Raw genomic sequence first — 6,000 nt, forward strand, 5'->3', positions numbered from 1 at the left:
ATGTTAAACAACATTCGTATCGAAGAAGACTTGTTGGGTACCAGGGAAGTTCCAGCGGATGCCTACTACGGTGTTCACACTCTGAGAGCGATTGAAAACTTCTACATCAGCAACAGCAAAATCAGTGACATCCCTGAGTTTGTCCGTGGCATGGTGATGGTGAAGAAAGCCGCAGCACTGGCCAACAAAGAGCTGCAAACCATTCCTAAAAGCGCGGCAAATGCGATTATCGCGGCCTGCGATGAAGTGCTGAACAACGGCAAATGCATGGACCAGTTCCCGGTTGACGTCTATCAGGGCGGCGCGGGCACCTCCGTCAACATGAATACCAACGAAGTACTGGCAAACATTGGCCTGGAGCTGATGGGTCACCAGAAAGGTGAATACCAGTACCTGAACCCGAACGACCACGTTAACAAATGCCAGTCCACCAACGACGCCTACCCTACCGGCTTCCGTATCGCGGTGTATGCCTCTGTAGTGAAACTGGTGGATGCGATCAACCAGCTGGGTGATGGCTTCCAGCGTAAAGCGGTTGAGTTCCAGGACATCCTGAAAATGGGTCGTACCCAGCTGCAGGACGCGGTGCCGATGACGCTCGGCCAGGAATTCCACGCGTTTAACGTGCTGCTTAACGAAGAGACCAAAAACCTGCTGCGCACCTCCGAGCTGCTGCTGGAAGTGAACCTGGGCGCAACCGCCATCGGTACGCGTCTGAACACCCCGGATGGCTATCAGCAGCTGGCGGTACAGAAGCTGGCTGAAGTCTCTAACCTGCCGGTTGTGCCTGCTGAAGACCTGATTGAAGCTACCTCAGACTGCGGCGCCTACGTCATGGTACACAGCGCCCTGAAACGTCTGGCAGTGAAACTGTCCAAAATCTGTAACGACCTGCGCCTGCTCTCTTCCGGTCCGCGCGCTGGCCTGAACGAAATCAACCTGCCAGAACTGCAGGCCGGTTCGTCCATCATGCCAGCCAAGGTGAACCCGGTTGTGCCAGAAGTGGTGAACCAGGTTTGCTTCAAAGTCATCGGCAACGATACAACCGTGACCATGGCCTCTGAAGCGGGTCAGCTGCAGCTGAACGTGATGGAGCCAGTGATTGGCCAGGCGATGTTTGAATCTATCCACATCCTGACGAACGCCTGCTACAACCTGCTGGAAAAATGCATTAACGGCATCACAGCGAATAAAGAAGTCTGTGAGGGTTATGTCTATAACTCCATCGGGATCGTCACCTACCTCAACCCGTTCATCGGTCACCACAACGGTGACATCGTCGGTAAGATTTGTGCCGAAACCGGTAAGAGCGTACGTGAAGTGGTGCTGGAGCGCGGGCTGTTGACCGAAGCCGAGCTGGACGATATCTTCTCGGCCCAGAACCTGATGCACCCGGCATATAAAGCAAAACGATATACCGATGAAAGCGAACAGTAACCGTTCAGGCTAGGCTTCTTAAGGCACGTCACTTGTGACGTGCCTTTTTTCTTTTTAGGCGTTACCAAAATACAACAATTCAATATCAACTTGTTAATAAGCAAGGAAGGTCCTTATGTTTGGAGCAGAACTCGTCATCGTCTTGTTGGCGATTTATTTGGGAGCAAGACTCGGGGGTATCGGCATCGGTTTTGCCGGCGGTCTCGGGGTGCTCGTTCTTACCCTTATCTTTCAGATTAAACCCGGCGCAATCCCGTTTGACGTTATCGAAATCATCATGGCAGTTATTGCCGCTATCGCCGCCATGCAGGTGGCAGGCGGTATGGACTACCTGGTGAGCCTGGCGGAGCGTATGCTGCGCCGCCATCCAAAATACATTACCTTCCTTGCCCCGCTGGTGACCTGGTTTATGACTATTCTCGCCGGTACGGGCCACACCGCCTTCTCTACGCTGCCGGTGATTACCGAAGTGGCGAAAGAGCAGGGTATCCGTCCGTCTCGTCCACTCTCTATTGCCGTAGTGGCGTCCCAGATTGCGATTACCGCCTCGCCGATTTCCGCTGCGGTGGTCTTCTTCGCCGGTATCCTTGAGCCGATGGGCGTGAGCTACCTGACGCTGCTGGCGATCTGTATCCCGGTGACGCTGATTGCGGTGATGATTACCGCCGTGCTGTGTAACTTCCTCGGCGCTGAACTGAAAGACGATCAGGTTTATCAGGAACGCCTTGCCAAGGGTGAAGTGAGGCTGCGCGGCAGCCAGGTCTTCGAGCTGAAGCCACACGCGAAACGCTCCGTGCTGCTGTTCCTGATTGGTATCGTCGCCGTCATGTTCTATGCGACCGCCATCAGCGATACCGTGGGCCTGATCCAGAACCCGGTCCTGCCACGTAACGAAGCGATTGTGGTATTTATGCTGACCATCGCGACGCTGATTAGCATCACCTGTAAAATTGACACCAGCGAAGTGCTGAACGCCAGCACCTTCAAATCCGGTATGAGCGCCTGCGTGTGCGTCCTCGGCGTGGCGTGGCTCGGTGATACCTTCGTGAAAGCGCACATCAGCGATATTCAGACCGTAGCCGGCGACCTGCTGCACAACTATCCGTGGCTGCTTGCGGTCGTGCTGTTCTTTGCCGCTACCCTGCTTTACTCCCAGGCGGCGACCACCAAAGCGCTGATGCCTGCGGCACTGATGCTGGGCGTTACCCCACTGACGGCGATTGCCTCTTTCGCGGCGGTTTCTGCCCTGTTCGTTCTGCCAACCTACCCAACCCTGCTGGCGGCAGTGGAGATGGACGACACCGGCTCAACCCGTATCGGTAAGTATGTGTTTAACCACGCGTTCCTGATCCCAGGCGTAGTCGCCATTTCACTTTGCGTGATCCTCGGCTTTATCATTGGCGGTGTGGTCCTGTAAACGGTGAGTGGTTGTAAAAATAGTTAAAATCGGGCCGCTCTGCGGCCCGTTTCATTAATGACCAACCGCCTTGCGTGATATAGTGAAGCCTTTCGTGATGAGGAGGTCGACTTGTGAACACGCCTGATGCTGTTGTCGTACTGTGTACCGCCCCTGATGAAGCCTCTGCCCAGGATCTCGCCGCCAAAGTGCTGGCCGAAAAACTGGCTGCCTGCGTGACGCTCCTCCCCGGAGCCACCTCCCTTTATTACTGGGAAGGCAAACTGGAGCAGGAGTACGAAGTCCAGATGTTGCTCAAAACCAATTTGGCGAATCAGCAGGCACTTCTGGACTGCCTCAAATCTCATCATCCTTACCAAACCCCGGAGCTGCTGGTGCTGCCAGTGGTCCACGGTGATAACGACTATCTCTCATGGCTCAACGCTTCTTTACGCTGATCCTGCTGCTGTGCAGCACGTCAGCTTTTGCCGGGTTGTTTGACGCGCCCGGCCGTTCAAACTTTATTCCTGCCGACCAGGCGTTTGTTTTCGACTTTCAGCAGAACCAGCACGATCTCAATCTAACCTGGCAGGTGAAAGAAGGTTATTACCTCTACCGCAAGCAGGTCAGCATTACGCCTGCCCAGGCAAACGTGGGCGCATTGCAGTTGCCCGCCGGCGAGTGGCACGAGGACGAGTTCTACGGCAAGAGTGAAATCTACCGCCAGCGCTTAAGCGTGCCCGTTACGGTGAATCAGGCGGATAAAGGCGCGACGCTGACGGTGACCTATCAGGGATGCGCGGACGCGGGATTCTGCTATCCACCGGAAACTAAGGTTGTGCCGCTCAGCGAAGTGAAAGCGGCTGCCGCCGTTTCCCCTCTCCCCTCGGGCGAGACGAGCGAAGAGCGCACAGACCTTCCGTTCTCAGCGCTTTGGGCTTTGCTGATCGGTATTGGCATTGCCTTTACGCCGTGCGTGCTCCCGATGTATCCGCTCATCTCTGGCATCGTGCTGGGTGGTAAGCAACGGCTTTCCACCGCACGCGCCCTGCTGTTGGCCTTTATTTATGTGCAGGGCATGGCGTTGACCTACACAGCCCTTGGCCTTGTGGTTGCCGCTGCCGGGTTACAGTTCCAGGCCGCACTGCAGCATCCTTACGTGCTTATTGGCTTGTCGGTGGTCTTCATCCTGCTGGCACTGTCGATGTTCGGCCTGTTTACCCTGCAATTACCGTCGGCTTTGCAGACTCGCTTAACGCTGATGAGTAACCGCCAGCAGGGTGGCTCGGCGGGTGGGGTATTCGCGATGGGAGCCATCGCCGGTTTGATTTGTTCCCCTTGCACCACCGCACCGCTGAGCGCCATCCTGCTATATATCGCCCAGAGCGGCAATATGTGGCTCGGCGGCGGAACGTTGTATCTGTATGCCCTGGGCATGGGCCTGCCGCTGATTCTGGTCACAGTTTTCGGCAATCGACTGCTGCCGAAGAGCGGCCCGTGGATGGAGACGGTGAAAACCGCGTTTGGCTTTGTCATCCTCGCGCTGCCGGTGTTTCTCCTTGAGCGTATCGTCGGCGACGCCTGGGGTTTGCGCCTGTGGGCGATGCTCGGCGTCGCATTCTTTGCCTGGGCGTTTATCGTCAGCCTGGGAGCGAAAAAAGCGTGGATGCGCCTGGTGCAAATCCTCCTGCTGGCTGCCGCGCTGGTGAGCGTACGCCCTCTGCAGGACTGGGCGTTCGGAACGCCGGTGAGTCAGACGCAAGCACACCTGAACTTCACCCCGATAAAAAATGTAGATGAACTTAACAGCGCCCTGGCTGAGGCAAAAGGCAAACCGGTGATGCTCGATCTCTATGCCGACTGGTGTGTCGCCTGCAAAGAATTTGAAAAATATACCTTTAGCGATCCACAGGTGCAAAACGCCCTGAAAGAGACCGTTGTGCTCCAGGCGAACGTGACCGCCAATAATGCGCAGGATAAGGCTCTGCTGAAGCAGCTTAACGTGCTCGGGCTGCCAACCATTCTGTTCTTCAATCAGCAGGGCCAGGAGCAGCCAGAGCAGCGTGTAACCGGGTTTATGGATGCAGCGGCATTTAGCGCGCATTTGCGCAATCGCCAACCGTAAACAACACTTTAAACGGGACAAACCGTTGGGAATAGCGGAGGAGATAACCGTGCAACGTGAAGACGTACTGGGACAAGCCCTGCAACTGCTTGAGATTCAAGGGATCGCCAGCACCACGCTTGAGATGGTAGCCGACCGTATCGATTATCCCCTGGATGAACTTAAGCGCTTCTGGCCGGATAAAGAGGCGCTACTCTATGATGCCCTGCGCTATCTCAGCCAGCAGGTTGATGTCTGGCGCAGGCAACTGATGCTGAATGAAGAACTGACCGCGGAGCAAAAGCTGCTGGCGCGCTATACCGCCCTGACGGAATGCGTCAGCAACAACCGTTACCCGGGTTGTCTGTTCATCGCCGCCTGCACTTATTTTCCCGACCCAGGTCATCCTATCCACCAGTTGGCGGATCAGCAAAAACGGGCGGCGCATGACTTCACCCACGAGCTGCTGACCACGCTGGAAGTGGATGACCCGGCAATGGTGGCGAAACAGATGGAGCTGGTGCTGGAGGGCTGCCTGAGCCGCATGCTGGTGAACCGTAGCCAGGCCGACGTAGATACGGCGCACCGACTGGCGGAAGATATTCTGCGCTTTGCTCAGTGCCGTATGGGCGGGGCATTGACGTAAGCGAACCTGTTAAATTTGCCGTATTCGACGCGTAAACCGCCAGATTGCCGCAAACTTAAGCAGTTGAACAGCTTTTCCCGAAATAATGTTGACGCTAGAGCGTGATTGCGGTTTAATGCGCTCCGTTGCCCGGATAGCTCAGTCGGTAGAGCAGGGGATTGAAAATCCCCGTGTCCTTGGTTCGATTCCGAGTCCGGGCACCACTATTTAAAGAACCCAGCCTATGGCTGGGTTTTTGCTTTTCTGCGTTTATAAATCCCTTCTTTAGTATTCTTGTTTCTCTTTGCCGTGGGATCGTGCGGCCTGCAGGTTTTGTAGGCCGGATAAGGCGAAGCCGCCATCCGGCATGTTTTGGCGGGCACAAAGCAAAAAACCCCGCACCTTACGGTACGGGGTTCTTCTATTTGATGCCTGGCA

The 6,000-nt window shown here is 55.6% G+C and carries 5 protein-coding genes and 1 tRNA gene; all 6 read left to right on the forward strand.

The features are described from left to right. The 6 genes from aspA to N037_RS12775 all read left to right on the forward strand — a co-directional run bounded on the left by aspA (position 1) and on the right by N037_RS12775 (position 5,786). Positions 1–1,437, forward strand: a complete 1,437-nt coding sequence (gene aspA / locus N037_RS12750; RefSeq protein WP_003855923.1) for an aspartate ammonia-lyase — start codon at positions 1–3, stop codon at positions 1,435–1,437. A gap of 115 nt (positions 1,438–1,552) precedes the next feature. Further along, a complete protein-coding gene (locus N037_RS12755; RefSeq protein ID WP_032641383.1) occupies positions 1,553–2,854 on the forward strand; it encodes an anaerobic C4-dicarboxylate transporter in 1,302 nt (433 codons plus the stop codon). Positions 2,855–2,967: 113 nt separating this feature from the next. Next, positions 2,968–3,291: a divalent cation tolerance protein CutA gene (cutA, locus tag N037_RS12760; RefSeq protein WP_014168278.1), complete on the forward strand. Its 324-nt coding sequence runs from the start codon at positions 2,968–2,970 to the stop codon at positions 3,289–3,291. Next, the gene (locus N037_RS12765) at positions 3,267–4,958 is read left to right on the forward strand and encodes a protein-disulfide reductase DsbD (RefSeq protein WP_032641385.1); all 1,692 of its coding nucleotides are present in this window, start codon (positions 3,267–3,269) and stop codon (positions 4,956–4,958) included. Before cutA ends, N037_RS12765 begins: the two co-directional genes overlap by 25 nt. Positions 4,959–5,007: 49 nt before the next feature. Beyond that, on the forward strand, positions 5,008–5,583 hold the full coding sequence (locus tag N037_RS12770) for a transcriptional regulator (protein ID WP_032641387.1): 576 nt from the start codon (positions 5,008–5,010) through the stop codon (positions 5,581–5,583). Between the two features lie 127 nt (positions 5,584–5,710). Then, positions 5,711–5,786: transfer RNA gene (locus N037_RS12775), tRNA-Phe, on the forward strand. Positions 5,787–6,000: the final 214 nt, after the last annotated feature.

Source organism: Enterobacter sp. EGD-HP1 (assembly GCF_000733275.2).
In the GTDB taxonomy this organism is placed as follows: domain Bacteria; phylum Pseudomonadota; class Gammaproteobacteria; order Enterobacterales; family Enterobacteriaceae; genus Enterobacter.

What these genes read in the sequence shown, in the direction of transcription:
- N037_RS12765 (WP_032641385.1), top strand. Translation starts at nt 3,267, where the DNA reads ATGGCTCAACGCTTCTTTACGCTGATCCTGCTGCTGTGCAGCACGTCA.
- N037_RS12755 (WP_032641383.1), top strand. Translation starts at nt 1,553, where the DNA reads ATGTTTGGAGCAGAACTCGTCATCGTCTTGTTGGCGATTTATTTGGGA.
- aspA (WP_003855923.1), top strand. Translation starts at nt 1, where the DNA reads ATGTTAAACAACATTCGTATCGAAGAAGACTTGTTGGGTACCAGGGAA.